Origin of the sequence: Brevundimonas sp. (assembly GCF_046295775.1) — a bacterium.
In the GTDB taxonomy this organism is placed as follows: Bacteria; Pseudomonadota; Alphaproteobacteria; order Caulobacterales; family Caulobacteraceae; genus Brevundimonas.
On record NZ_JBKBML010000001.1, the window covers coordinates 256283 to 280337 of the forward strand.

The following is a 24055-nucleotide window of genomic DNA, read 5'->3' on the forward strand; positions in this document are numbered from 1 at the left end:
CGGCAGACCGACCGGACCGCATCGCCGGTCAGCCCGTGACGCGGGCGGCCTGGATCTCGGCCGGGGTCGGCGGGCGCGCGACCGTGAGCCGGTCGGGCGACCAGTCGACGAGACCCCGGGCGGCCAGGGCGTCGAGCCAGCCTTCCATGGGCCAGACGCCCCATTTGGCGTGGAACAGGCGCGCGTTGCGCACCAGGGCGTCGAAATGCTGCAGGGGCGGATCGTAGACGTCGTGATGCTGGTGGAAGACCGGCGCGCCGCCCATCAGGACCAGCGGCGTGCCGTTCGCGTGCGCCTTGAAGCCGAAGTCGGTGTCTTCCGCCCCGTAGCCGGTGTAGCCCTCGTCGAACCCGCCCAGGGCCTTGAAGCCGGCGGCGGTGACGCCGAAGGCCAGCGACCAGAACAGGCCGGGATTGGGTTCGGCGATGAGGCCGGAGGCCGGGAAGGGCCGGACGGGGTGGGGCGCGGCGCGGCGCATCAGCTCCACCTCCGTCCAGGCGCCGCGGGCGTCGTCCGGGCCCAGATAGAGGACCTCCGCGCAGACCAGGGCCCGGGTGTCGGCGACGGCCTGGGCCAGGGCGTCCAGGACCTCGGCGCCGGGGATGCAGTCCACGTCGAGGAAGATCAGGGTGTCGCCCCGGGCGTGGCGCGCGGCCTGATTGCGGGCCGCCGCCAGCGGCAGTCCGTCCGTCTCCAGGCGGATCACCCGCACCGGCCAGGCGGTCGGGCCGATCTCGACCGGCGTGTCGCTCATGTCCACGACGACGAGTTCGTCGGGCGGCCGCCGCGACCGGCGCAGGCCCTCGACCAGCTGCTGCAGATGGGCCTCGCGGTTCTTCACGAGGGTGAGGACGGACAGGCCGGTCATCGACGTCTCCACAGGTCCAGCCGATAGGCCGTCGTCGTCTCTTCCCGAAGGCGGAGGAAGTCGGCGGACAGGGCCGTCCAGAGTTTCGCGACGGCCGCGTCGCCGGACTGCGGATAGTCGGTTTTGCCGGTCCAGTGGACGAGGAGCAGATCGCCGTCGGGCTCGACAGCCGTCCGGAGCCAGGCGGCGGCGCGCTCCAGATCGGCGTCGCTCCAGTAGTAGGCGACCTCGGACAGGACGACGAGATCGAAGAGGCCGGAGGGGGTTTCGGCGGGAAAGGTCATCCGGCGGACCTCCACCTGGGTCAGGTCCGCCGTGCGGTCGCGCGCCCGGGCCGCCGCCGTCTCGCTGATGTCCAGGGCGGTCAGGTGGTCGCAGCCCGGCGCCAGACGCCGGGTCAGGGCGCCCCCGGCGCACCCCACCTCGAGGCCCCGGCGATATCGGCGGCCGCCCAGGGCCTCGACCGTGGCGGCGTGTTTGGCGGCCTCATAGGGGCTGGAGGAGAGGGCCCAGGGATCGGGGTCGTTGCGGAACATCCCCTCGAAATAGTCCGCCTTGAGGCTGTGTTCAGAGGGCATGGCCGGGCCGGTCCGTATAGAGGCGCAGACGCGCGCGCCCGAAGCTGGGCGGCGTCTGCAGCCGGAAGCCGGGTCCGGCCAGCGGCGTCAGCTGGCTGCGGTGGGCCGACAGGGCATGGGCCAGGCGCCCCGGGGCGCCCTGGGGCACGGAGACGCAGAGCCGGGCGCCCGCAGGGGGCGTGCGGCCCCAGACCACATCGCCGAACAGCCTGCCCGGCGGGCGGCTGCGACGGGCGGCCGACCGGGCCAGGGCGGCGGCGGCCGCATGGTCGCAGTGCGGGTCGTCGGCCGCCGTCACCGCCAGGGCGTCGACGCCCCTCAGGCGGCACAGGGCGGCGAGACGGCGGCGGGCGCGGCTCCAGGCCGGGCTTCCCGGATTGTGAGGGCGGGCGTCGGGCCAGTCGAGAAAGACCGGGGGCGGACCCGCGCCCGCGCCGAGCCGCGACAGCGCCCGCCGGGCCTCGGACCGCCGCAGGGCGGCCAGGCGGGCCGCCCGGGCCGGTGCGTCGCAGGCGTGGGAGCCGGCGCCGTCGGTGAGGAAGACGACCTGGGCCGGCCGGCCGAGCCCGGCCAGATGGGCGATCAGGCCGCCGGCCCCCAGGGTCTCGTCGTCCGGGTGGGGGGCGAGCACCAGCCAGCGGCTGGCTCGCCAGGGGCTGTGCTCCAGGGGGAGGGGCGTCACCACAGGGGGTCCTCGACGAAGGGGTCGCGTTCGAGCCAGGCCCGGGCCGCCTCGTCCCGGGCCTGGTCCGGCTGGGCCTGCCGCAGATACAGGCTCAGGTCGCGGATCATGCGGTCGGCCGGCTGTCCGTCGAAGGCGCTGCGCGTGCCCAGGCCGCGCGCCGCGGTCTCCATCAGCTCCAGGCCGGCGCGTTCGACGACCCCGCGCGTCATCCTGGCGATCGGCACGGCCTCCTCGGCGTCCCGCGCATGGGCGAGGGCGGCGCGTCGCACCCAGAAGCCCGCGGACCGGACCGCGGCGACCGCATCGGCGAAGCGGGCGCGCTGCAGGGGATCGGCACGGGCCGCCGGCGACAGGCCGTCGCGCAGATGGACTAGAAGTCCCTCGACGCCGCCCAGCTGGACGGCCGTGAACCGCCAGGCCCCGGCCGTGAATCTCGGATCGCGGTCATAGTCGCCCGGCCGGCCGAGACAGTCCTCGGGCCCGGCCGGCAGGCCGGACAGGTCGTAGAGGCCGCTGCCGGTGGCCCGCATGCCGCGCACCGTCCAGCCGGACAGGTCGGCGCGGTCCGCGGCGTCGGCCCGGGCGATGACCAGCCGGCGCTCGGTCGCCGGGTCCTGGGCGGTGACAAGCGCGTAGTCCAGTCCGCCCGCGCCTGTGGCGAAGCTCTTGCGGCCCGACAGGACGGGGCCATCGTTCCGGTCCTCGATCCGCACCCCGGGCGGGGGCTCGGTGGCCCAGACGCCGAACAGGGCGCCCGCCTGGAGGCGTTCTCCCAGCCAGGCCTTCTGGGCGGGCCGGCCGTACCAGTCGAAGAGCTGCAGCGCATTGACGTGGCCCTCGTAGAGGCGGCCCAGGCTGAGATCGACGCGGCCCACGGCCCTGAGCCCATCCATGAGGGCCAGCGCCCGGTCCTCCACGCTCGCGAAGACCTGCCCGCCGCTCTCGCGCGGCGCAAAGGTTCGATGGAGGTCTGCGGTCTTCAAGAGGTCCAGAGCCGGCGCGGGGAAGGACGGCTCGGCGTCGTGCTGCGCCGCGAGCGCCTGGAGCCGGTCCGCCAGGGCGGCGACCCGCGCGGCGGGGGGCGGCTCCGACGGAGCGGCGGCCGGTGCGAAGGCTGCGGGCGTCATGTCGACGGTGCCGTCGCTGGGCGGGTTATGGGCGGGGGTGCGGCGCGGGCGGCCAGGCTCTCGAGCGCCCGGACAGCCTGCGTCAGCCCGTCCGAGGGATGCAGCCGCGCCGCGACCGACGGGTCCAGCGCCAGGGCGCGGTCGATGAGGCCGGGCCAGGCCGCGCCGGCCGGCCAGGCGTCCAGGCGGAGGGCCGCGCCGGCCGCCTCCAGCCGTTCGGCCTTGCTCTCCTGTTCGCCATAGGGCCGCGCCTGCGGCAGGCAGACGAAGGGGCGGCCGGCGGCGAGAACGGCCTCGACCACGCCGTCGCCGGCCGAGCCGACGACCAGGGCGGCGGAGGCGATGCGCGTCTCCGCATCCGTGACCCAGCCCTCCAGCTGCAGATTGGGCGGGAGGTCGCGGGACACGCCCGCGGTCGGGCCGAGCACGCTCCAGGTCCAGTCCGGCGTGGCCCGGGCCGCCTCGGCCAGGGCCCGGACATCGGCGCGGCCGCCGCCGCCGCCGAACACCACGACGATGCGGCGCGGATCGACCGGCGCGGCGGCCGGGCGTGGCGCGAGTCCTGGCATATAGAGGGTCTCGGCGCGGACAGAGGCGGGCGTCGAGGCGTCCTCCAGGTCGGGATGGAAGGGGGCGATCGTCGCCAGGGCCCAAGCGAAGGCCTGGGCGTGGGCCGGATCGCTTCGGTCGCCGTTCAGGCGGACGCAGGCCGTGGGCGTGGCGGACAGGCGGGCGAGCAGCGCCATCTCGACAGAGACGTCGCTGATGAAGAGGTCGGGGCGCACGCGGTCGATCCAGTCCGTGACCAGGGCGTTCCGGCGTCGCACGCCGACGTGGTGCAGCGGAGCATAGTGGACCGCGCTCGGACGGCGCGCCGCCCCGTCCGCCCCGTCGAAGGCCCCGGCCTCGGGTCTGCCGTAATCCGATCGCCGGCCCGCGAGGCGGTCGCCGTCCAGCCTGTCGTCCGGCAGGTCGACGAAGGGGGTGTCGGGCCGGCGGGCGGCCAGTCCGGCGCCCAGCAGGACGATGCGGTCCGGCAGGGCGCGCGCCAGCCTCTGTGCGCGCCGGTAATGCCCCTCGCCCTGGTGGTGGACATAGTAGCCGATGACGCCGGTCACGCGGCCGCCCTCTCGACGGACTGCGGACCGACGGGCGCGAGGACCAGATCCATCGGCAGGGGGGCGAGCGCCGCCTCGGCCTCGATCCGCGCGGCCTCGCCGTGCAGGGCCCGGAAGGCGCGCCGCCACAGGACGCGCGCCCGCCAGTGGGCCAGATCCGGCGCCCGGAGCGGCGCGCCGCCCTCGGCCTGGCGCTCGAGGCCGGCCATCCACTCGGCCATGCCGCCCTCGGCCCGGCCCACGCGCCGCGGCGAGACGCGGGTCCAGACGGCCTCGGGATGGCGCAGCCGGGCGCCCAGGGCCTGGGCTGCGCGGACGAAGGCCACATCCTCCCCGGCGGGAAGCGGCGGGACGCCGCCCACCGCCTCGTGGAGGGACAGGCGGATCGCCAGGCTGGCGCCGGTATGGTCGCCGTGACGCGGCGCGGGGTCGTGCGGGCAGGGATCGTAGGCGTCCTCGATCCGGCGGACCTTCGCCCAGTAGGCGTCCCAGAAGCCGCGGAGGCGCGCCGCCGCGGGCGACAGGGGCTCGGCCTCGTCCAGCGCCAGCCGGCCGCCCACCAGATCCGCCCCGGCGTCGATGGCCCGGAGATTGGCGGAGATCCAGTCCGGCGGCGGCCGGGTGTCGGCGTCGGTGCTGATGAGGACGCCGTCGGCCCGGCCGTCGAGCCGGAGGGCGCCCAGCTGCAGGGCGCGGCGCCGCGCCAAGCCGGCATGGGCCAGGGCCGGCGGGAAGCAGACCTCGTCGACGGTGACGCGGAGCCGGCCGAACCGCGCCGCGGCCGCCTCGACGACGGATCGGGAAGGGTCCGCAGTGTTGTTCAGCGCGACCACTACGGGGACGGGGCCGGGGACGTCCTGGGCGGCGAGGGCTTGGAGAAGGGCGCCGAGGCGCTTCGCCTCGTTGCGCGCCGGCACGCAGACGATCCAGCGGCTGGCGACTGGATCGGGCCTGGACCCTGGCGTCGCGGTCACGCGACCGCCCGTTCGGACGGGCGCTCGGCCGACCGGAGGCCCGGCGCGGCGGCGCGAACCGCCGGCGCGCGCTCTGCGGCCGCCCGGCGGTCCGGCCAGCGGGCGACCTCCGCGCCATAGCAGGCCTCATAGGCGTCGATGGCGGCGTCGACGCCGCAGTGCTCCAGCGCCCGGCGGCGGCAGGCCTGGCGGGAGAGGTCCAGGACCTGGCGGGCGGCGCGGGCGAGGGCGTCGACGTCGTCCGGGGCGGCCAGGCGGCCGCAGCGGTCGTCGAGGATTTCGCTCATGGCGCCGCGGTCGAAGGCGGCCACGGGCGTGCCGCAGGCCAGGGCCTCGGCCACCACCAGCCCATAGGGCTCCTCCCAGCAGGGGGTGCAGAGAAAGGCCCGGGCGCCCGCGATCTCGCGGGCCAGGGCCGTCTGGTCGAGGTGGCCGAGCCACTGGACCGGGCCGCCGAGCCGGGGCGCGATCAGGGTCGAGAAATAGGCGTCGTCGGAGACCGGGCCCGCGATCCTCAGCGGAAGGCCCAGGCGCGCGGCGGCGTCGATGGCGTGATGCAGCCCCTTCTCCGGCACGATCCGGCCGTACCAGATCAGATAGGGGGCGGGATCGGGCTCGGGGCTGAAGGGGAAGCGCGCCAGGTCGATTCCGTTCAGGATGACCCGGTCCACGGGCGTGATCGGGCTCCAGGCCCGGGCGACCGCCTGCGACACGGCGACGAAACGGGACCGCAGGCCGACATTGGCGCGCACCCCGCTCTCCAGCCAGCAGAAGGGCGGCGTATGCAGGGTGGTCACCATGGGACACGGCAGGGCGCCGGCCATGGCGACGGGGAGGTAGTGGAGGGCGTTGTTGTGGACCACATCGAAGCCGCCCCCGCTGAGGCGCCGCATGAGATCCAGATAGGCGTGGTGTTCGGTGAAGAAGGCCACGTCGCCGGCCTCGGCCAGGCCGACGTCGGCCAGGGCGGTCTCGTCGCAGATGGCCTCCAGACCGAGGGCGGGGTCGGAGCGTGTGGAGGCGTAGAGCACGACGTCGTGACCCCGGTCCCTGAGCCTGCGGGCGAGGAGGTGGGTGTGGCTTTCCAGGCCGCCGGCGAACGGCTCCGCGATCGGATGCTTCAGATGCGCGATGACGCCTATCCGCACGACGCGGTCCTCCCCGTGGTCCGGGCAGGCCGGCGGACTCGTAAGCCCCCGGGCGTCAAGGCGTTCCTATGTCGGATATCCGACCCTGGGCGGCCGAGCGCCCAGGGGCCGATGTCGTTTCGACGCCGTTCGCCGCTGTCGAGGCGCGGGGTTTAGACCGCAAGCCGTCTCCCGGCCGTGCGGACGCAGGCGACGGCGAAGACCACCAGGATGAGATAACCGACGAAGGGCACGAAGAAGGCCGGCGTGACCGCGCCGTAGGTGTCGGCCACCAGGCCCGCGAGCGGCGGGAGGATGGCGCCGCCGATGATGCCGAACACCAGCAGGCCGGAGGTGGCGGCCGGGGAGGCGCTGGAGCGCTCCAGGGTCAGGCTGAAGATGGTCGGGAACATGATGGAGTTGAAGAAGCCGATCGCCAGGGCGGCGTAGGCCGCCGTGGGTCCGTCCGACTGGGTGACCACGAACGCCAGACAGGCCGCCGCGAGGGTGCAGACCGACAGGAGGACGGAGGCCCTAACGCGGGTCAGCAGGGCCGAACCGACGAAGCGGCCCACCATGGCCGCGCCCCAGTAGTACCAGCCCACCATATGACCGGCCTCGTGGGCGGGGAGGCCCAGGCCGTCGGCGGAACTGATGAAGGGGATCAGCAGGGCCCCGATCGTCACCTCCGCCCCGACATAGAAGAAGATCGCCAGGGCGCCGAACACCGCCCAGCGCGACCGGAAGGCGGTGAAGGGCGAGACTACCGGGCCGCGCGCGCGGCCGGCGACCGAAGCCTCGATCCGCTTGCGCGCCGTCCAGATGAAGATGGCGACGAGGGCGAAGAAGGCGCCGACCGCCAGGAAGGCGAGGTCGATCGACCGCAGGGATTCGCCGCGCGTCGCGGGGGTGACGATGGCGTCCGCGGCGAAGACGCCGCCGGTCAGGAGGATGGTCGAGCCGATCACCGGGCCCAGGGTGGCGCCCAGCGAGTTGAAGGCCTGGGAGAAGGTCAGCCGCAGGTGCGCGGTCTGGGGCGCGCCGAGCGCCGTGGACAGCGGATTGGCCGCGACCTGCAGGAGGGTCACCCCGCAGGCGATGACGAAGAGGGAGGCCAGCACCAGGGGATAGAGATCGACGATGGTGGCCAGCGGCACCAGGATGCAGCCGGCGATCATGGCCCCCAGGGCCGCCAGGATGGCGCGGCTGTAGCCGAGGCGCGACAGCACCCAGCCGGCGGGGAGGGAGGCCACGCCATAGGCGATGAACCAGGCCGACGCCGTCAGCATGGCCTCGGCGGTGGTCAGGTCGAACACCCGCTGCACTGCCTGGATCAGCGGGTCGATCAGGGAGGTGACGAAGCCCCAGGCGAAGAAGAGACTGGTCACATAGGCGAAGGCCAGTCGCGTCCCCTGACGCGGTGCGGTTGCTGCGGTGTCCATGCGAACTCGTCCTGAAGAAGGTGGAGGGCGGCCGTCAGAAACAGGCCGGGTTGAAGCGGTCTTCGCCGGTCCAGGCGCAGGAGCCGTCGATGCAGTCGATGAGGTCGCCGTTGAAGGCGTCGCGCGCGTGGTCGTAGAGCTGGTACCAGCCGCCATCGTCCCAGACGGCCGTGGGCATGCCCATCTCTGCCGCGTGCCCGACGTGGAAGCGCGCGTACCAGAGGCGGACATTGTTGCAGTCCGGCGTGGCCAGGCGGCTGCCCCAGCCCACGCCCCATTCGCCGATGAAGACCGGCATGCCCCGGCCCGTGGTCCGCGCCCAGTCGGCCATGACCTGCATGGGTTCGCGGATATCGGCCTCGGTCCAGGGGTCGGCGTAGTCGCCCTGATTGTCTCCGGCGAAGGTCCACGGACTGTAGTGGTGGAAGGTCGCCATCAGATAGGGATCGCGGCCCGAGCCGACGTCCTCCAGGTGCGGCCAGGTCTTGGCCATTTCGCCGGCGCCGAACCACTGGTTCCCGCCGATGATCACGATGCGGTCGGGTGACCGGTCGCGGATCCGGCGATAGGCCCCGCCCGTCATGGCGCGAAGGGCCTCGGGCGCCATGGGGTCGCCGTTCTCGAGGTGGGGCTCGTTCAGGATTTCGAACAGCAGCCGCGGATCGCGGTCCGCCAGCATCGCGGAAATGTCGGCCCAGAGCCTTTCGAGCACCTCGGCGCGGGCGGCCTCCTTGAGCGACTTTTCGTGGTGGGCGTTCAGGACGACGTAGAGGCCCGGCCTGGACAGCGCATGGTCGATGATCCGGACCAGGGCGGCCAGCCGGGGCGCGTCGAGATCGACGGCGCCCGTGTCCGGATCGGCCAGGGGATAGCCGCCGATCGGCTCGGTCCAGGTGACAGGGATGCGCAGGGTCCGGAACCCGCGGTCATAGTAGGCGTCGATCTTGGGCCGCGCCGCCTCGAAGGTCGGCGGGTGCTGATCGTTGTCGAACATCTGGCCCAGGTTGAACCCCTTGCCCATGGCGGCGGCCGCCTCGTGGGCGGTTGGAGCCGGGAGGATCGCCTGGGCCGGGACGGGGGCCGCGCGGGCCGGGTCCGGCGGCGCGGCGCAGAGGACCGCGCCCGCCAGGAGCAGAGCCTGGACGAGGGTTGCACGCATGTCGTCGAACTCCTCCCGTCCCGACCATGAACAATTGACAGCGCTGTCGCAACCCTTGTCGCCTGTTGTCGACAGCATGGGCGCTCAGTCCTGGTCCGCTTACCGGACATGCCTTACCGCCATCACCAGCAGGCCGCCGACGAGTGCGGCGCCGGCCGAAAAGGCCATCAGCGTGGGCCAGTCCGAACGGTCGGGGCCCAGCGCCAGCAGGGCCAGCAGGGGCGCCGCGACGGCGGGCAGGGTGTTGGTCAGGTTCATGACGCCCAGGTCGCGGGCGGCGTCGCGGCGGGAGGGCAGGACCTGGGCCACCAGGGCGGCGTCCACGGTCGTATACAGGCCGAAGCCGACGCCATAGAGGGCGTAGCCGACCAGCGGCCCTGGCCATTGGGGCCACAGGGCGAAGATCGTCAGTCCGGCGGCCAGGATGACGGAGGCGGCCAGGATGAACCGGCGTCGGCTGCCCAGCCGGTCCGACAGCAGGCCGCCGACAAAACCCGAGGCGACGATCAGAACGGTGGAGAAGGCGATCAGCCGGGCCAGTCCGCTCTCGGCCGACTGGCCCGGAAACTGTTCGGCGTAACGGGCGTGGTCGGCCAGATAGAAGAGCATGAAGGCGTTGATCACGCTGGCGGCGATCTGGAAGCAGAAGCGCGACATCCAGGCGAAGCCGAAGTCGGCGGTGAAGTGGAGCCGCGACCGCCGCGGCCTATCGAGGAGCTGGGCGGCGGGTTCCTTCCAGGCCAGCAGGAGCGGCAGGACGCAGGCGGCGACGATCACACCGAGCGCGGCCAGCCGGGCGCCGGCGTCGGGCAGGGCCGGCCCGGCGATCAGCACGCCTGTCGCCGCCCCCATCGGCGCGCCCAGGCCGAGGAAGGCGGCGACGCGGCCCTTCTGGGCGTCCGGAACCCGGTCGGCCAGGATGGCGGTCAGGGGGGCGAACATCAGGTTGAACGCAAGCTGGAAGGCGATCACGCCGACGATCAGGCCGGCCGGCGTGCGGGCCGCGCCGATCAGGCCGTAGGCGGCCAGGACGCCGACGAGTCCCAGCAGGATCCACGGCCGCCGGCGTCCCCAGGCCGACCGGGTCCGGTCGCTGCCCCAGCCGGCGGCCAGATTGGCGAGACTGGCCACGCCCGCGCCCCAGGCGGTGGCGACGCCGAGCAGGCCGACCTTGTCGACCACGGACACCTGCTGGGCCTGCAGCGGCACGATGATCGACAGGAGCGGCACAAAGGCGCTGAAGGCGCCGACATAGGCGAGGGTGAGCAGGGCGACGAAGCCGGGTCCGACGCGCGGCGAGATGGAGGTGTCGGGGTGGGTCTGCGTCGGCATGAGGGGGCGACACTGGTGCAGGACGGCGTCGGGATGCGAGGGAAATCTTGCGCTTGGGCGACGGAGCAAAGCATATCTGGGCTGCGGACAGGGTTCGCGGCGGGGCGGTGGACCATGGCAGCGACAATCTACGATGTGGCCGCCCTGGCCGGCGTCTCCATCAAGTCGGTTTCGAGGGTTCTGAACCGCGAGCCCAATGTCAGTGCGGCGCTCCAGGAGAAGGTGAGGGCGGCGGTGGAGACGCTGGACTATCGCCCCAGCCTGTCGGCGCGCAGCCTGGCCGGGGCCTCCTCCTATCTGATCGCGGCCTTCGTCGACGCCGCCCTGACCCTGCAGCATATGCGCAGCGGACGGGGCAACGACTATCTGAGCCGGCTGGAGCTGGGAGCGCTGGTCGAATGCCATGAGGCCGGCCACCATCTGCTGGTCGAGCTGATCGACTACGGCTCGCCCAGTCTCGAGGCGAGACTGACCGCCCTGCTGAAGGCGTTGAGGCTGGACGGCGTGCTTCTGACGCCGCCCAACGCCGACGATCCGCTGGTGCTCGACATTCTGGAGCGTTCGGGCACGCCGTTCGTGCGGCTGGGCGCCGAGCGTGACCTGGACCGGGGCATGCGCGTCCACATGGACGACCGGCAGGCGGCGCACGACATGACCCGCCATCTCATCGACCTGGGCCATCGGCGAATCGGTTTCGTGTCGGGACCGCCGGCCTATGCCGCCAGCCAGGCGCGGCGGGAGGGATTCCTGGCCGCGCTGTCGGAGGCGGGCCTCGCGCCCGCGGGCGTGGCCGATGGAGACTTCACCTTCGATTCCGGTCGGCGGGCCGGGGGCGCGCTCCTGTCCGACCAGGAGCGCCCGACCGCCATCTTCGCCAGCAATGACGACATGGCGCTGGGCGTGCTGGCCGCCGCCGCCGATCTCGGGGTCCGAACCCCGCACGCCCTGTCGGTGTGCGGCTTCGACGATACGCCGGGCGCCCTGTTCAGCAGCCCGGCCCTCACCACCATCCGCCAGCCCGTGGCCGAGATGGCGGCCGCCGCGACCCGCATGCTGCTCGCCGCCAAGAGGGGCGAGGTCTCGCCGAGCCAGAAGATCGACTACGTCCTGCTTCCGAGGCCCTCCACCCAGCCGCCTGCGCAAAACTGACGCGAGGCGCGTTGACAGCGCTGTCAAAGCGGGACACCTTCCGCTTCGGAAACGCTGGGCTCCATCAGAGCCGCAAACATGGGCGCCCGAAAACGGGGCCGGGGGAGGATACTATGGTCCGTTACAGGAATGCGCTTCTGCTTGGCTGCGCCGCAGTGGCCCTGACCGCCACGATGGCGAACGCCCAGGCGCAGCCCCAGGCCGACCCGCCGGTTCAGACTGCGCCGGAGCCGGAGACCGCGACCCAGGTCGGCGACATTGTCGTGACCGCCGAGCGTCGTCAGCAGAACCTCCAGGACTATGCGGGCGTGGCCCAGTCGATTACGGGCGAGGACCTGCGGGCCGTTGGCATCGACCAGATCGAGGACCTGCAGTCGGCCGTGCCGGGTCTGTCGATCTCGAACCAGGAAGGCAACGTCCAGATCTACATCCGCGGCGTGGGCACCGCCAATAACACCGAGCTCGGCGATCCGTCCGCCGCGACCCACCTCAACGGCGTCTATCTGCCCCGACCCCGCGGGCTGGGCGGCATGTTCTTCGACCTGGCGCGGGTCGAAATCGCCAAGGGCCCCCAAGGCACGCTGCGCGGCCGCAATGCGGTGGCCGGGACGCTGAACATCATCCCCAACATGCCGCGTCTGGGCTCGCGCGAAGGCTTCGTCCAGGGGGAGATCGGCACCCTGGACACCACGGGCTTTGAAGCCGCCGTCAACCTGCCGATCGGCGACACCCAGGCCGTGCGCCTGGCCCTGTACGGCATGGACAAGGGCACAGCCTATGAAAATGTGGGCGCCGACTCGTCGCTGAAGCCGACGGGCCTCCAGGAGCTGTTCTCGGCCCGCGCCACCTATCTGTACGAGCCCAATGATCAGTTCCGGCTGACGCTGATGGGCGACTATGAGTCCGAGCGCGGCACCGGATATCCGGCCACCAACATCCGCAACGGCCTGGTCAACGGCGGCACGCCGGACCAGCTGGAGCTGCGCGAGGTGCTGTTTCGCGGGCCCCAGGGCCTGGTCGAGAACGACAACTGGGGTCTGGCGCTGAACGCCTCCTACGATCTCGGGCCGGCGGTCGTGGAATACATCGCGAGCCGGCGCAGCGTGGACTACTATCAGGTCAACGCCGCCAATGAGGGCGTGGTGCGGCCGGGCTATGGCGCGGGCGACGTCGACTACGACAATTTCGGCACCCAGTACTGGCTGACCCTGTCGACCTCGGACATCCACGAGCTGCGCCTGTCGTCGCCGGCGGACTCCAGGGCCGTCTGGTCGACCGGCCTGTTCTATTTCAAGGAAGAGCAGGAGGTCGGGTTCCTGTCGGTGGTGGACAAGGGCCTGTTCTATTCGGGGACCGAATTCACCTTCCCGGAAGTGAAGTCCGAATCCTTCGCCGCCTATTTCGATCTCACCTATCCGGTGACCGAGCAGCTGCGCCTGAAGGGCGGCTTCCGCTACACCGACGAGAGCAAGTCGCGCCGCGGGATCGGCGGCAACTGGTCGCTTGGACTGGGCTCGGAAGGCTTCGGCTGCTGCTTCACCACCCGTCTCGGCACCGAGGGCTTCCGGCCGATCTTCCGGGGCCGGACGAGCTATGCGGCGCCGGCGCCGGGCGACAAGGCCGCCGCCGCGCAATACTTCCTGGGCGCGTTTCGCCCGGGCGCACGCGACACCTTCCTCGACCAGATCGCCGGGGTTGCGGACGGCTCCCGTCCGAACGGCACCTGCGTGAACCGTCCCGACACCCAGCCGGACTACGGCGGCCAGGTCTGCCCCGCCGATGGGCAGCACAGCTTCTTCGAGATCAGCGCCCCGGGCGAACAGGTGGGGTCCTACGAGGACTCGTTCAGCGATTACCGGGTCGGGTTCGAGTACGACTTCACCTCGGACAATCTGTTCTATGGCGCGATTTCGACCGGGCATAAGTCCGGCGGCTTCAACGACACCATCACGATCAACGGGGTCCAGACCGCCCCGACCTTCGCGCCGGAGGCTGTCACCCTCTACGAGCTGGGCACGAAGAACACCTTCCGCCTGGACACCGGCCGGATCGATGTGAACGCCAACGTCTTCTACTACGACTATTCGGATCAGGTGTTTCAGACCCTGGTGTCGCTGGGCGTCGGGCCGGGCGGCTCGAGCGCCGGCTTCTCGCAGCAGAACATCAATGTGGCCCAGTCGACGATCAAGGGCTTCGAGCTGGAGACCCGGTTCGACCTGCCCTGGGACATGCGCCTGGACCTGATCGGCGCCTATATCGACGCCCAGGCCGACAGCGGCGCCCTGACCGACACACGGGGCACCGACTACGGCGACGGCACGCCGAACTTCAACATCGACATCGCCGGCAACGACCTGCCGAACGTGTCGAAGGTTAACCTCAACGCCCACCTGCAGAAGACGGCGACCCTGATGGGCGGCCGCGCCGACTTCCACCTGCTGGCCAACTATCGCTCGTCCTACCAGCTCAACATCTACAATGAGCTGCCCGTCATCCAGTTCGTCGACCGGCCGACGGATCCGGCCGCCCAGGCCGCCTACGACGCCTTCAAGGCCTCGGTCGAAGGCGCGACGATCAACCCGACGGCCCCGCTGGCCAGCCCCTTCCTGCGCAGCACCGACGCCCGGGACGGCGGCTTCTGGGCGCGGCAGGGCGGCTATGTGACGGTCAATCTGGGGGCCGGGTGGGAGCCGGACAGCGGCCGCTATCGCGTCGAGGCCTACGTCAACAATGTCTTCGACAAGACGGTGGTCGAGAAGCAGCTGGTGTCCGACGAGGTCGTCAATGTGCTGTTCCTGAACCAGCCGCGGACGATGGGCGTGCGGCTGCGCGCCAACTTCTGAGCTCCTGAGCCTTGGGGCGGCGCGGCCTCCGCTGCGCCGCCCGTTTTTTTTGCCGTATCGAGGTCCCCGCATGTTCCTGCAGCGCCCCGCCGTCATCTCCGCCCTGGCCCTGACCGTCGCGCTCGTCGGCTGCGCGACGGCGGCGGAGCCCGCAGCAACGCCGGCCCAGGCGCGGGCGACGCCTGCGCTGTGGCCCCAGGCCGCCAGCCCCGACGCCCTGACGGACGCGCGGACCGAAGCCTTCATCGACGCGCTGATCGCCCGCATGACGCTGGAGGAGAAGGTCGGCCAGATCATCCAGGCCGACATCGCCTCGATCACGCCCCAGGACCTGGCGACCTATCCGATCGGGTCCATCCTGGCCGGCGGCAACTCATCGCCCGGCGGCAATGAGCGCGCGCCTCTGGCGGAGTGGGTCGCCCTGTCGCGCGCCTTCCGCGAGGCCGCAGAGGCGAGACCGGGCGCGGCGGTGCCGCTGATGTTCGGCATCGACGCCGTGCACGGCCACAACAACATCGTCGGCGCCACCCTGTTTCCGCACAACATCGGCCTGGGCGCGGCCCGCGATCCCGACCTCATCCGGCGCATCGGCGAGGCCACGGCGCTGGAGGTGGTGGCGTCCGGCGCCGACTGGACCTTCGGGCCCACTCTGGCCGTGCCGCGCAACGACCGCTGGGGGCGGACCTACGAAGGCTATGGCGAGGACCCCGAGATCGTGAAGGCCTACGCCGGCCCGATGACCCTGGGCCTGCAGGGGGCCTTGCAGGCCGGGCGGCCGCTGGCGGCCGACCGCATCGCCGGATCCGCCAAACACTTCCTCGCCGACGGCGGCACGACCGACGGCGTGGACCAGGGCGACGCCGTGATCTCCGAGGCCGAGCTGATCGGCGTCCACGCCCAGGGCTATGTGCCGGCGATCGACGAGGGGGTGCTGACCGTCATGGCCTCCTTCTCGAGCTGGAACGGGGTCAAGATCACCGGCAACCGGTCGCTGCTGACCGATGTGCTGAAGAACCGGATGGGCTTCGACGGCTTCGTGGTCGGCGACTGGAACGCGCACGGCCAGATCCCGGGCTGCAGCAACGAGAGCTGCCCCCAGGCGATCAACGCGGGCCTGGACATGTTCATGGCCCCCGACAGCTGGCGCGGCCTGTACGACAACACCCTGGCCCAGGCGCGCGCCGGCGAGATCCCGGCTGCCCGGCTGGAGGACGCGGTGCGCCGCATCCTGCGCGTCAAGGCCAAGCTGGGGGTCTTCGACCGCGACCGGTCCTTGGAGGGACGCGCCGAACTGCTGGGCTCGGCCGATCATCGCGAACTGGCCCGCGAGGCCGTTCGCAAGTCCCTGGTGCTGCTCAAGAACGAGGGCGTGCTGCCGATCCGGCCGGGGGCGCGGGTGCTGGTGGCGGGCGAGGCGGCGGATTCGATCGGCCAGGCCTCGGGCGGCTGGACCATCACCTGGCAGGGCACGGACACCACCAACGCCGACTTTCCCGGCGGGACGTCCATCTGGGCCGGATTGCGCCAGGCGGTCTCCGAGGCCGGCGGCGCCGCCGAGCTGAGCGCCTCGGGCGCCTTCACGCAGAAGCCGGACGTGGCCATCGTCGTGTTCGGCGAGACCCCCTATGCGGAGTTCCAGGGCGACGTGCAGACGCTGGACTTCCTGCCCGAAGGGCCGCTGGAGATGCTGCGGCGCTTCAAGGCCCAGGGCATTCCGACGGTGTCCGTCTTTTTGAGCGGGCGGCCGCTCTGGACCAATCCCGAGGTCAACGCCTCGGACGCCTTCGTCGCCGCCTGGCTGCCGGGGACGGAGGGCGCCGGCGTCGCCGATGTGCTCGTGGCTGGGCGCGACGGGGCTTCGCGTCACGACTTTTCCGGCCGGCTGTCCTTCTCCTGGCCCAGGACCGCCGCCCAGGACGTGCTGAACGTCGGCGATCCCGGCTACGATCCGCAGTTCGCCTATGGCTATGGGCTCAGCTACGCCCGGCCGGCCGCTGTCGCCGCCCTGGGCGAAGACCCGGGCGTGGAGATCACGCGCAGCAATCTGGACCGTTATTTCGCGGACGGCCGGGTCCAGGCCCCGTGGTCGCTTTTGCTGCGCGACGGCGGCGGCGACACGCGGGTCGGACAGGTTTTGGGGGGCTCCAGCCCGCGCGGCGCCGTCAGCGTGCGCTCGACCGACGGGACGGCCCAGGAAAGCGCCATGGCCCTGACCTTCTCCGCAGCCGGAGAGGCGGCCATCTTCGGGCCGGCCGTCGATCTGTCTCGCCAGCGCAACGGCGACATGGTGCTGGCCCTGTCGGTCCGGCTGGATGAGGCGGCGCGCGGCCCGATCGTCCTGGGCTTCGGCGCGGAGCGTCACGACATCGCGCCGCTGCTGGCCGATGCGGCGGTGGGGCAGTGGCGTCACCTCCGGCTGCGTCTGGCGTGTTTCGACGGCGAGGCCGCCGGCGTATCCGCCGTGGAGACGCCGTTCTCCCTGAGATCGAGCGCTCCCCTGCGCGTCTCCGTCGCCGATATCGCCCTGGTCAGCAACGACTCCGGGGCCGTCTGCCTGGAGGGCCGCACCCCCTGACCGCTCTCGCCCCCATGCGGGAACGAGCGCCGGACCGCAGCGTTTGCGGTTTGGAGCGTATCGGCGAGAGGGTGAGTTCATGCGCATGGGTCTGAGCCTGGCGGCCCTGACGGGTTGCGGACTGATCGTCAGCGGTTGCGCGACGACCGACGGCTACGCCTCTCGGTGCGAGCGCGACTACGCCCAGAACCGCCAGTATGCGACGGCCAGCGGCGCGGCCCTGGGCGCGCTCGCCGGCGCGGCGATCGCCGGCGAAGGCAACCGGGAACAGGGCGCAGCCATCGGCGCCCTGGCGGGCGGACTGCTCGGCAACCAGTTGTCGGAGCGCGAGGATCCCTGCGGCTACGGGTTCGGCGGTTACAACCGCGACGGCCGCTACGGCTATACGCGCGTGCCGCGTCCGGGCGCCTATCGCTACTATTGAACCGGGCTCGATGCGGCGGCGTCGCCGGCCCGACGTCCGATGAGCCGTTGAACCTCGGGGCGGAAGCCAGCGCATCGACTCTGGCTGTGTCTCGGCGATGGGAGCCGCCGAGCGGTGGATAGGACTGGCGCGTTTGACGATCAGCGCTCTGGCCGGACCCCAATCGGCGCGGCGGGCCGGATGTGACATCCCTGCCAATCTTGGACGGCCGCGAGGCGTGCCTTTGACGCTCAGTCCAGAGACGGAACGGGGGCGAGCGCCGCCCAGACCCTCGCGGCCAGCCGGCGCATGTCCGGATGATGACCGGCGCCGTTGAGAGGCAGGATCCGAGCCCACCCTCCAGACGCCCGTCGGAGCGTTTCGGCCGAGTCATAGGGGACGATGTCGTCGGCGGTTCCGTGGAAGAGCGCAATGGGGGCCGAGATCCTGGCGATCGCCTCGGCGTTGTCGAAGCGGTCCGGCATGAAGGGTCTGACGCCCCAGGGGGCCAGATCGCCGATCCGCGCAAAGGTCCCCAGCGTGGCCACGCCGTCGACCGGCTGCCGGGCGGCGGCGCCCAGGGCGACCGCCCCGCCCAGGGAATGGCCGAAGACGAAAAGCCGGCCGCCGGGCGGGAGGCGCCGGCGGGCCTCCGCCAGAAAGGCGTCGGCGTCGGCGGCGAGCCCCTGTTCGGTGGGGCGGCCGGGGTTGCCGGAATAGCCGCGATAGCTGGTCATCAGCAGGCCGCGGCCGTCGCCGGCCAGAGGCGAGGCATAGTCGCCGTCGTCGTTCAGATTGCCGCCATTGCCGTGGAAATAGACCAGGATGTCGCGGTGATCGCCCTGCGGCGCCCAGAACAGGCCGTTCAGGGTCAGTCCGTCCGCGGTCGTGACCTGCAGCGTCTCCGGGGTGCGGACCCAGACAGGAGGCTGCGCCAGAGGCGAGGGCTGGAAGACCTGGTTGCGAATGACATCAGCGCAGCCGCCCAGCAGGGCGGCGGCGGCGATGGCGGCGATCAGCGGCTTGCGGTTCATCGGCGGCCTTCCCCCTCGGTCCGGCATCGACGATAGGGCCATGCGCCCGCGCGCGGCAGCCCCTGAAACGCAGTCCAGGCGTCCCGCGGCCTCAGGCGGGGTTCAAGGCCGCCTCCAGGCCGAACAGGACGATCAGGGCCAGGCTCGCCAGGACCAGGACGTCCAGCACAAGCGGGGCGGCGCCTCGCCTTCGGCGGCGCCGATGGCCCCGGAGGTAGACCGGCGGTCCGGGCCGGCCGGCTTCATTGCCGGCAATGGTGCGGCGGGCGCGCATCAGCGCCGGCCTCCGTGGGCGCAGATCATCGGTCTTCGCCTTCGCCCGAGACCGAGAGAAGCTGCAGGCGATGCCGACGGCCGCGCGTGTCGGTCCATTCGAACCGGGCTCCGGCCTTGAGGCCTATGAGGGCCGCCCCAACGGGGCTGAGGACGGACACGCGTTTCTGGTCGATATCGGCGGCGGCCGGCAGGACGAGCTGCACGCGGCGGACCGGACCGTCGTCGTCGGTGCGGTATTCGACCCAGTCGCCGAGGCGGGCGGCGCCGCGCGCGGCGGCGTCGGAGACGACGGCGGCGCGGGACAGTTCGGCCTCAAGCAGGCTGCGGGCGGGCGTCGGGGCCCCGGAGGCGAGCAGCCCCTCGATTATCTCGATGTCTGAAGCGGTGAACGCGACCGGCGGAAGCCGGCGGCGTGGAGCGGTGGCGGTCATGTCGGACACTCTTGCGGTGCGGGCCTGGGCCCGGAAACGCCGGCCCTGGGCCCGGCGTCGAAAACGGTCCGGCGCGGATCGCATCGATCCAGTGCGCCGAAACCCCGAACGTCTTCCCCGAAACCCGGCCGCCTGAAGGCGTGCGGGCCCGGGGCTAGGCGCCTCCGACGAAGCGCCCCGCATGCAGAGACCGGCGATAGGTGCGCGCTCGACCGTTCATGAAGCGATGATGACCGCGGTGGGCGAGGGGGTCAATGCGGGGGCCGGTTGGCGCATTCGGTCCGAGAGGTGACGATGGAGCGGCGGACGTGCGCGTCGGCGGGGAGAACCCCGGCGCAGCCTAGTGGGTGAGACGGGTCGGCCCGCCGCCTTCCGCCCTGTTGCCCACGCCGTTGGGCACCGGGACGGAGGATGCGGCGTAGTCGGCGTTGATGGCAAGCCGCCGTCCGCCTTCCACCCTGAGTTCGCGCGCGACCACGACCGTCCAGGGGGTGGCGTCGTTGGAGTTCGCGCCGCCCGGGACGACCAGGCGGGCGCCCGGGGCGTAGACGACGCCCTCCAGGCGGCGAATATCGTTGAAGTCGAACACGAAATCCTCGGTGCGCATCGGATCGACGGCGATGACGACGCCCGCCCACGGGTCGCCGGCGGCCTGATTGCCCACCAAGGTCAGGCGGTCGACCCGACCATCCGAGAAATCGATCTTCACATCCTTCCAGAACACGAGCGTGACATTGTCGCCCTCGACCCTCGCATCCTCCTTCAACTGAAGCTCGCCGGACCGGAAATGGTGCACGCCGGCCAGCAGCTTCAGCGTGCCCTCCTCGATGTCGAAATGCCGGCAGTGCACGCCGGGCGGCACGGTCCGGACGGTGTCGTCGTCATCGACCTTCACGCCCGAGGTGGCCGTGCGGGGGGGCGCACCGGCGGTGAAGAGACCGGCCAGGGGGTCCGCCACGAGCGGGGCGCCGGATCCCGCATTGGCCGGCGTCCCGCCCTTGATGGCCCCGGCGGCCTGAACCGCGGCGGCGTCGATCGAGCCCTGGGCGGCGAGCTGGATGTCGCGGTTGGAATGGGCCAGGCAGGCGCGGGCCACGATCTCGCCCCGCTCCAGGTGAAGCGCGGCGCCGCTGGTCTGGCTGAGGGCGAGCACGCACAGGGGCGTGGCGCCCAGCTGCTGGGCGGTGGCCTCTGCGCGGATAACGAAGCCGCCGGGAGGGAGCATGTTGCCGAAGAAGGACGTGCGGCGGGCGGTCAGGCTCACCTGCACGCCGGACCGGCCGTCCTGCGCCTCGAGGAACTGGAGGTCCGCGGTTTCGAGCGTGGCCGTCAGGTCACCGGCCTGCGCCTGCACGGCCGCGCGGGCCCGCTCCAGCAGCTGGGCGTTGGCGCCGATGCGCATCTGGCCCGCGGTGTTAAGGGCTGAAACGTCGGCCAGGTCCTGGAGGCGGCCCCGGTCGTTGGCCAGGGCGCGAAGCTCTACGGCGACCAGGACCATAAGTATAAGGGCAGGAACGGACAGACCAAACACCAGGGCGACCGAACCGCGATCGTTCAGATGAAGGTCGCGCAGGCGCGTCTTGAGATGTTTGAACACAGAGACTCGACACGCCGGAGTTAAGGTCCCGAACTAGCGCGTCTTGAGTGAATGTTTCATTTCACAGGCGGAAGGTTTTCGCTCCTGCGACATTCGGTCATGGCTTCCGGCCCGGGGTCGAGCCGACGTTTTTCTGGAGACTGCGGCTGCCCGCCCAGCGCGCCGGCCGCCGGCGCCTCAGCCGCCATAGCTCCGGCCGCCGCCCCCGAAGCCGCCGCGCGACACGACCGCCGTGCGGCTCTGGACGCGCTCAGGGGCCCGGCGTGCGACGTCGACGTCATTGCGGTTCGCCACCGTCCGGCCCGTCCGGTAGTCGCGCGACAGGTAACCGCCGCCATAGCCGTTGGAGAAGGCCCCGTTCCGGTCGCGGTAGAGCGGGCCGCCGCCGCGATATCCGCCCCCGTTGATCAGCTGGCCGATGATGAAACCCGTGGCCAGGGGGCCGAAGAATGAGCCGCCGCCCGAGTTGAGGGGCCGGCACTGCTCGGGGCCCCATTGGCCCTCGCACTCTTCCCGCGTGGCGTAGCGCGGCGCCGTCTGCGCCGACTGGCGCTGCGCCTCGGCGTAGGCGGCGTCGCACTCGGCGGCGCTGACATCATTCGCCGCCTTGCAGTCCGCCGTCGAGGTGTAGGCCAGGGCCGGATCCGGGTCGGGGAGGGGGGCGACCGCCTGAGGGGCCCCGCAGGCCGCCATGGAGAAGCTGACGGTGGCCATGAAGCCGCTCACCTGCAGGGTGCGCGACCGCTTGAGGCGGCGAAGGGTCGTGGTCTCGGCAGGAGTCCGGTCGCTCATCGGATCAGGCCGTCATGCAGGCGGCGTTGAGCAGGCCGACGCCGATGGAGATGGAGGCCAGATAGACGCCCGCCGCCGTCTCGCCGGCCTCGATCCTGGAGGCGAGCGCCCGGTACAGCAGGCGGCTGACGACGATGAAGGCCAGGATCTGGATTACGCCGGCCAGGAGGGCCCAGGCGGCGAACTCCGCCAGGCTGACGGTCTGCGACAGGGCCGAGGCCAGCGGCAGGACATAGCCGATCAGCGCGCCGCCCAGGGCGATGGCGGCGGCGGTATTGCCCTCACGGATCAGGGTGCGCTCATTGTAGGGCGTGATCATCTGGTAGACGAATTTGAACGCCGAGAAGAAGGTGACGGCCGCCACGAAGGCGATGACGAAGGCGATCGCCCCCGTCTGAAACGCGAACCAGTCCAACATCGTCTGCCCCTCAGGCGCTGAATTCCGCCATGTCGAGCGGAATGCCGATCATGATTTCGTGCGTGGGTTCGCCGCCCTGGGGCTCCTGCTCGAGGGCGATCATCAGTTCCCGCCCGCCGGCCAGGTCCCGTGCGTACAGCATGCAGGTCTGGAAGATCCTTGAATAGGGCTCCAGGGCCGTCCGGTCGTCATAGACGCTCTCCCAGAGCCTCACCGGTGGCTGGCGCGCCTCGCTTTCGGAGAACCAGAACCGCGGATAGGACGGCAGGCCCTCGGCCTGGCCGTTAAACACCGGTTCCGAGAGCCGGTCCGCCCAGGCCCGTCGGGCGGCGCCGTCGGGCGGATAGGCCGACGACCAGGGGGTGAAGAGGGTGAAGTCATAGGCGGCCGCGCCGGCGGCGTCGTCGCTCATCGCCTGCAGCATCACATGGTCGTCGGTGTAGAAGCGATGCACGAACGGCCCGTCGTCGAGCTGGATCAGGCCCTGGGCCGTGATCTCCAGGGCGTCCCGGTCGAGGGTGAAACAGGTCTCCGCGCCCAGCCTGCGCCAGGCCAGCGGATCCAGCGCCACGGTGCGGCCCACGGTGATGTTGCGCACCTGGGCCAGCCGACTGGCCGGTTCCGCATCGCGCTGTCCGAAGAGCCGCCTGAACATGGGCCTCCCTTAGCCGAAGGCGCGCGCGGTCGCGAGGGCCGATCGGCGCATTCGCCGCGCCGCCCGAAGCCCACGGCGTCTTGTCGCAGGCAGGCGGGGGTGCGGTCGTCGCGTCGCCGGCCCGCCTGGGGCCGGGCCCGGCGCCCGGCGCCCGGCGCTCGGGGGCGGCCGGCGGGGGGCGTCGACGCATGAGGCGGCTCGACATCCGGCCCGCCGTCCGTGCACAAGGCGTTCAACCGCCGCAGGAGGAAGTCGGATGGACGCCGTGATCGAAACCCCCTGGACCGTTCCGGCCGTGAAGGCGGCGCTGGAGACGTCCGAACTGGTGAGAGACGGCGAGCTGTCCGCGCGCGTGCTCCAGGGCGCCGAGCCGGTCCTGCTGGCCACCATGCACGACTACGGCGACCTGCCGGTCTATCTCAGCGTCGGCGGCGAACAGATCGTCTGCTCGGTCCTCCTGTGGCCCGTGGCCGACCAGCCGGACCGGCACGCCTTCAACGAATTCCTGCTGAAGGCGCAGCGCGTCGTGCCCCTGTCCAACTTCGCCATCACCACGGTCAATGGCGAGGAGGTCTATGAACTGATGGGGGAGCTGTCCTGCCGGACGACGCTGCAGACCATCCTCATCGAACTGCGCACGCTCGCCGAGAACGCCATCGAGGCGACCGAACTGCGCGAAACCTTCGGCGCCGCATCCGCCGGCGCCGCCTGATCCGGGAGAGACCTTCATGTCCATGCTCGCCAAACTCTCCGCCCTGTTCCGCGGCACCGCCCACGAGGCCGGCCAGGCCGTGGTCGACGCCAATGCGCTGAAGATCCTCGACCAGGAAATCCGCGACGCCGACACCGCCCAGGGCAAGGCCCGCGACGATCTAGCCGGACTGGTGGCGCGCCGGCGCATGGCGGAGAACGAACTGAACAGCTTCGGCGAGCAGATCGCCAAATACGAAAGCTCGGTCCGGGCGGCCATGGCGCAGGGCAAGACGGACCTGGCCCGCGAGGTCGCCGGCCGCATCGCCGAGCTGGAGACCGAAATCGGCACGCGCGGGCCGATGATCGACGGCATGAAGGAGGCCGAGGCCCGCCTGCGCCAGGCGATCGCCGCGACCGACCGCAAGATCGAGACGCTGCGGCGCGAGATCGACATCGTGAAGGTCAATGACTCGGTGCAGAAGGCCCAGACCTCGGTGGCCCTGCAGTCGCAGGGGGCGCAGTCGCGGATCGGTTCGGCGGCGGACAGCTTGCAGCGGATCAAGCAGCGCCAGGCCGTGCAGGAGGAACGCCTGCGCGTGGGCCAGGAGCTCGAGGATCGGCGCACCGGCGCCGACCTGGACGCCAAGCTGCGCGACGCCGGCATCCTGCCGGGCCATGCCTCGGCGGACGATGTCCTGGCCCGGCTGACGGCGCAGGAGGTGAAGGTCGTGACGCCGCGGATCGGCGCTTCGGTCCCGCCCGCCAAGGACCCGGCCTGA

General features: G+C 71.7%; 23 protein-coding genes. 6 read left to right on the forward strand and 17 right to left on the reverse strand.

Going from position 1 to position 24055, the window contains the following annotated elements; all coding sequences use genetic code 11:
• Positions 1–28 precede the first annotated feature (28 nt).
• From ACK4I0_RS01345 to ACK4I0_RS01390, 10 genes are all read right to left on the reverse strand, one after another.
• On the reverse strand, positions 29–868 hold the full coding sequence (locus ACK4I0_RS01345) for a glycosyltransferase family 2 protein (protein WP_409607225.1): 840 nt from the start codon (positions 866–868) through the stop codon (positions 29–31).
• The gene (locus ACK4I0_RS01350) at positions 865–1446 is read right to left on the reverse strand and encodes an SAM-dependent methyltransferase (protein WP_409607227.1); all 582 of its coding nucleotides are present in this window, start codon (positions 1444–1446) and stop codon (positions 865–867) included. Before ACK4I0_RS01350 ends, ACK4I0_RS01345 begins: the two co-directional genes overlap by 4 nt.
• Complete coding sequence (locus ACK4I0_RS01355) at positions 1436–2128, reverse strand: PIG-L deacetylase family protein (RefSeq protein WP_409607229.1); 693 nt, start codon at positions 2126–2128, stop codon at positions 1436–1438. The genes ACK4I0_RS01350 and ACK4I0_RS01355 overlap by 11 nt, the downstream gene beginning before the upstream one ends.
• Positions 2125–3258 (reverse strand): acyl-CoA dehydrogenase, encoded by a 1134-nt coding sequence (locus ACK4I0_RS01360; RefSeq protein WP_409607231.1) that lies wholly within the window; start codon positions 3256–3258, stop codon positions 2125–2127. Before ACK4I0_RS01360 ends, ACK4I0_RS01355 begins: the two co-directional genes overlap by 4 nt.
• Positions 3255–4376 (reverse strand): glycosyltransferase, encoded by a 1122-nt coding sequence (locus ACK4I0_RS01365; RefSeq protein ID WP_409607233.1) that lies wholly within the window; start codon positions 4374–4376, stop codon positions 3255–3257. The genes ACK4I0_RS01360 and ACK4I0_RS01365 overlap by 4 nt, the downstream gene beginning before the upstream one ends.
• Positions 4373–5350 carry a glycosyltransferase gene (locus tag ACK4I0_RS01370; RefSeq protein ID WP_409607235.1) on the reverse strand — a complete coding sequence of 326 codons (978 nt, stop codon included), beginning with the start codon at positions 5348–5350 and terminating at the stop codon, positions 4373–4375. Before ACK4I0_RS01370 ends, ACK4I0_RS01365 begins: the two co-directional genes overlap by 4 nt.
• Positions 5347–6498, reverse strand: coding sequence for a glycosyltransferase family 4 protein (locus ACK4I0_RS01375; RefSeq protein WP_409607237.1), 1152 nt, complete (start codon positions 6496–6498; stop codon positions 5347–5349). The genes ACK4I0_RS01370 and ACK4I0_RS01375 overlap by 4 nt, the downstream gene beginning before the upstream one ends.
• A gap of 152 nt (positions 6499–6650) precedes the next feature.
• Positions 6651–7919, reverse strand: coding sequence for a sugar MFS transporter (locus tag ACK4I0_RS01380; RefSeq protein ID WP_409607239.1), 1269 nt, complete (start codon positions 7917–7919; stop codon positions 6651–6653).
• A gap of 34 nt (positions 7920–7953) precedes the next feature.
• Positions 7954–9078, reverse strand: coding sequence for a glycoside hydrolase family 5 protein (locus tag ACK4I0_RS01385; RefSeq protein ID WP_409607241.1), 1125 nt, complete (start codon positions 9076–9078; stop codon positions 7954–7956).
• A gap of 99 nt (positions 9079–9177) precedes the next feature.
• The gene (locus tag ACK4I0_RS01390; RefSeq protein WP_409607243.1) at positions 9178–10410 is read right to left on the reverse strand and encodes an MFS transporter; all 1233 of its coding nucleotides are present in this window, start codon (positions 10408–10410) and stop codon (positions 9178–9180) included.
• A gap of 114 nt (positions 10411–10524) precedes the next feature.
• On the opposite strand from ACK4I0_RS01390, the gene ACK4I0_RS01395 reads away from it, so the two are divergent.
• The 4 genes from ACK4I0_RS01395 to ACK4I0_RS01410 all read left to right on the forward strand — a co-directional run bounded on the left by ACK4I0_RS01395 (position 10525) and on the right by ACK4I0_RS01410 (position 17401).
• Positions 10525–11559, forward strand: coding sequence for a LacI family DNA-binding transcriptional regulator (locus tag ACK4I0_RS01395; RefSeq protein WP_409607245.1), 1035 nt, complete (start codon positions 10525–10527; stop codon positions 11557–11559).
• Positions 11560–11672: 113 nt separating this feature from the next.
• Positions 11673–14402 (forward strand): TonB-dependent receptor, encoded by a 2730-nt coding sequence (locus ACK4I0_RS01400; protein ID WP_409607247.1) that lies wholly within the window; start codon positions 11673–11675, stop codon positions 14400–14402.
• A 70-nt stretch (positions 14403–14472) separates the two neighbouring features.
• Complete coding sequence (locus tag ACK4I0_RS01405) at positions 14473–16977, forward strand: glycoside hydrolase family 3 protein (RefSeq protein ID WP_409607249.1); 2505 nt, start codon at positions 14473–14475, stop codon at positions 16975–16977.
• Positions 16978–17056: 79 nt separating this feature from the next.
• Positions 17057–17401 (forward strand): glycine zipper domain-containing protein, encoded by a 345-nt coding sequence (locus ACK4I0_RS01410; RefSeq protein WP_409607251.1) that lies wholly within the window; start codon positions 17057–17059, stop codon positions 17399–17401.
• A gap of 230 nt (positions 17402–17631) precedes the next feature.
• Here ACK4I0_RS01410 and ACK4I0_RS01415 read toward each other — a convergent pair whose 3' ends face one another.
• The 7 genes from ACK4I0_RS01415 to ACK4I0_RS01445 form a co-directional block, all read right to left on the reverse strand.
• The gene (locus ACK4I0_RS01415) at positions 17632–18414 is read right to left on the reverse strand and encodes an alpha/beta hydrolase (RefSeq protein ID WP_409607253.1); all 783 of its coding nucleotides are present in this window, start codon (positions 18412–18414) and stop codon (positions 17632–17634) included.
• Positions 18415–18505: 91 nt separating this feature from the next.
• Positions 18506–18688 carry a hypothetical protein gene (locus tag ACK4I0_RS01420; protein ID WP_409607255.1) on the reverse strand — a complete coding sequence of 61 codons (183 nt, stop codon included), beginning with the start codon at positions 18686–18688 and terminating at the stop codon, positions 18506–18508.
• Between the two features lie 25 nt (positions 18689–18713).
• Complete coding sequence (locus tag ACK4I0_RS01425) at positions 18714–19121, reverse strand: GreA/GreB family elongation factor (RefSeq protein WP_409607257.1); 408 nt, start codon at positions 19119–19121, stop codon at positions 18714–18716.
• A gap of 340 nt (positions 19122–19461) precedes the next feature.
• On the reverse strand, positions 19462–20718 hold the full coding sequence (locus ACK4I0_RS01430; RefSeq protein ID WP_409607259.1) for a TadE/TadG family type IV pilus assembly protein: 1257 nt from the start codon (positions 20716–20718) through the stop codon (positions 19462–19464).
• A gap of 177 nt (positions 20719–20895) precedes the next feature.
• Positions 20896–21510, reverse strand: coding sequence for a DUF1190 domain-containing protein (locus ACK4I0_RS01435; RefSeq protein WP_409607261.1), 615 nt, complete (start codon positions 21508–21510; stop codon positions 20896–20898).
• Positions 21511–21514: 4 nt separating this feature from the next.
• Complete coding sequence (locus tag ACK4I0_RS01440) at positions 21515–21928, reverse strand: DUF350 domain-containing protein (protein WP_409607263.1); 414 nt, start codon at positions 21926–21928, stop codon at positions 21515–21517.
• Positions 21929–21938: 10 nt separating this feature from the next.
• On the reverse strand, positions 21939–22583 hold the full coding sequence (locus ACK4I0_RS01445; RefSeq protein WP_409607265.1) for a DUF2491 family protein: 645 nt from the start codon (positions 22581–22583) through the stop codon (positions 21939–21941).
• A gap of 256 nt (positions 22584–22839) precedes the next feature.
• Between ACK4I0_RS01445 and ACK4I0_RS01450 the strand changes: the two genes are divergently transcribed.
• Together ACK4I0_RS01450 and ACK4I0_RS01455 are read left to right on the forward strand one after the other, a co-directional pair.
• Positions 22840–23295, forward strand: coding sequence for a YjfI family protein (locus ACK4I0_RS01450; protein WP_409607267.1), 456 nt, complete (start codon positions 22840–22842; stop codon positions 23293–23295).
• Positions 23296–23311: 16 nt separating this feature from the next.
• Positions 23312–24055: a PspA/IM30 family protein gene (locus ACK4I0_RS01455; RefSeq protein WP_409607269.1), complete on the forward strand. Its 744-nt coding sequence runs from the start codon at positions 23312–23314 to the stop codon at positions 24053–24055.